The organism is Vibrio sp. 10N.261.55.F4, assembly GCF_041470465.1.
Classification (GTDB): Bacteria; Pseudomonadota; Gammaproteobacteria; order Enterobacterales; family Vibrionaceae; genus Vibrio; species Vibrio crassostreae_C.
Window position 1 is genome coordinate 1 of sequence record NZ_JBFRMM010000035.1, and the last position, 2,960, is coordinate 2,960.

A 2,960-nucleotide genomic window follows, 5' to 3' on the forward strand; every position below is an offset into this window, starting at 1 on the left:
CTTACACACCCTGCCTATCAACGTCGTAGTCTACGACAACCCTTTAGGACACTTATAGTGCCAGGGAAAACTCATCTCAAGGCTCGCTTCCCGCTTAGATGCTTTCAGCGGTTATCGATTCCGAACTTAGCTACCGGGCAATGCCATTGGCATGACAACCCGAACACCAGAGGTTCGTCCACTCCGGTCCTCTCGTACTAGGAGCAGCCCCTTTCAATTTTCCAACGCCCACGGCAGATAGGGACCGAACTGTCTCACGACGTTCTAAACCCAGCTCGCGTACCACTTTAAATGGCGAACAGCCATACCCTTGGGACCGACTTCAGCCCCAGGATGTGATGAGCCGACATCGAGGTGCCAAACACCGCCGTCGATATGAACTCTTGGGCGGTATCAGCCTGTTATCCCCGGAGTACCTTTTATCCGTTGAGCGATGGCCCTTCCATTCAGAACCACCGGATCACTATGACCTGCTTTCGCACCTGCTCGAATTGTCATTCTCGCAGTCAAGCGGGCTTATGCCATTGCACTAACCACACGATGTCCAACCGTGTTTAGCCCACCTTCGTGCTCCTCCGTTACTCTTTGGGAGGAGACCGCCCCAGTCAAACTACCCACCAGGCACTGTCCGTAATCCCGATTCAGGGACCAACGTTAGAACATCAAAACTACAAGGGTGGTATTTCAAGGACGACTCCACCACATCTAGCGACGCGGTTTCAAAGTCTCCCACCTATCCTACACATGTAGGTTCAATGTTCAGTGCCAAGCTGTAGTAAAGGTTCACGGGGTCTTTCCGTCTAGCCGCGGGTACACTGCATCTTCACAGCGATTTCAATTTCACTGAGTCTCGGGTGGAGACAGCGTGGCCATCATTACGCCATTCGTGCAGGTCGGAACTTACCCGACAAGGAATTTCGCTACCTTAGGACCGTTATAGTTACGGCCGCCGTTTACCGGGGCTTCGATCAAGAGCTTCGACCGAAGTCTAACCCCATCAATTAACCTTCCGGCACCGGGCAGGCGTCACACCGTATACGTCATCTTACGATTTTGCACAGTGCTGTGTTTTTAATAAACAGTTGCAGCCACCTGGTATCTGCGACTCTCGTCTGCTCCATCCGCAAGGGACTTCACTGATAAGAGCGTACCTTCTCCCGAAGTTACGGTACCATTTTGCCTAGTTCCTTCACCCGAGTTCTCTCAAGCGCCTTGGTATTCTCTACCCGACCACCTGTGTCGGTTTGGGGTACGATTCCTTACAATCTGAAGCTTAGAGGCTTTTCCTGGAAGCATGGCATCAATGACTTCACTACCGTAGTAGCTCGACATCGTATCTCAGCGTTAATAGCGGTCCGGATTTACCTAAACCACCCGCCTACGTACTTGAACCTGGACAACCGTCGCCAGGCCCACCTAGCCTTCTCCGTCCCCCCATCGCAATTGTAAGAAGTACGGGAATATTAACCCGTTTCCCATCGACTACGCCTTTCGGCCTCGCCTTAGGAGTCGACTTACCCTGCCCCGATTAACGTTGGACAGGAACCCTTGGTCTTCCGGCGAGGGAGTTTTTCACTCCCTTTATCGTTACTCATGTCAGCATTCGCACTTCTGATACCTCCAGCAGCCCTTACAGACCACCTTCAACGGCTTACAGAACGCTCCCCTACCCCACATACCCTAAGGTACGTAGCCGCAGCTTCGGTGTATAGCTTAGCCCCGTTACATCTTCCGCGCAGGCCGACTCGACCAGTGAGCTATTACGCTTTCTTTAAATGATGGCTGCTTCTAAGCCAACATCCTGGCTGTCTGAGCCTTCCCACATCGTTTCCCACTTAGCTATACTTTGGGACCTTAGCTGGCGGTCTGGGTTGTTTCCCTCTCCACGACGGACGTTAGCACCCGCCGTGTGTCTCCCGGATAGTACTTACTGGTATTCGGAGTTTGCAAAGGGTTGGTAAGTCGGGATGACCCCCTAGCCTTAACAGTGCTCTACCCCCAGTAGTATTCGTCCGAGGCGCTACCTAAATAGCTTTCGGGGAGAACCAGCTATCTCCAGGTTTGATTGGCCTTTCACCCCTAGCCACAAGTCATCCGCTAATTTTTCAACATTAGTCGGTTCGGTCCTCCAGTTGATGTTACTCAACCTTCAACCTGCCCATGGCTAGATCACCTGGTTTCGGGTCTAATCCTAGCAACTGTACGCCCAGTTAAGACTCGGTTTCCCTACGGCTCCCCTAAACGGTTAACCTTGCTACTAAAATTAAGTCGCTGACCCATTATACAAAAGGTACGCAGTCACACCACGAAGGTGCTCCTACTGCTTGTACGTACACGGTTTCAGGTTCTATTTCACTCCCCTCACAGGGGTTCTTTTCGCCTTTCCCTCACGGTACTGGTTCACTATCGGTCAGTCAGTAGTATTTAGCCTTGGAGGATGGTCCCCCCATATTCAGACAGGATATCACGTGTCCCGCCCTACTCGTTTTCACTGATTATGATGTGTCGGTTACGGGGCTATCACCCTTTACTGCGAGACTTTCCAGACTCTTCACCTGCATCATTAAAAGCTTAAGGGCTAATCCAATTTCGCTCGCCGCTACTTTCGGAATCTCGGTTGATTTCTCTTCCTCGGGGTACTTAGATGTTTCAGTTCCCCCGGTTTGCCTCCTGTTGCTATGTATTCACAACAGGATACTTACTTATGTAAGTGGGTTTCCCCATTCAGGAATCCCAGACTCAAAAGGTTATTACTACCTAATCTGGGCTTATCGCAAGTTATTACGCCTTTCATCGCCTCTGACTGCCAAGGCATCCACCGTGTACGCTTAGTCACTTAACCATACAACCCGAAAGGGTTTCTATTTGCTTTCACTTTAAAAAGTGAAGACAAATAAGCGTATGGCAACTAACCAAGGTTTTTGGTTGTCATCAAGAAGGGTTAATTCTCAATGACTGTT

The 2,960-nt window shown here is 50.6% G+C and carries 1 rRNA gene; it reads right to left on the bottom strand.

Annotated features, from left to right (window positions below):
* Positions 1-2,842, bottom strand: a 23S ribosomal RNA gene (locus AB4249_RS16695); the annotation flags it as partial.
* Between the last annotated feature and the right edge of the window lie 118 nt (positions 2,843-2,960).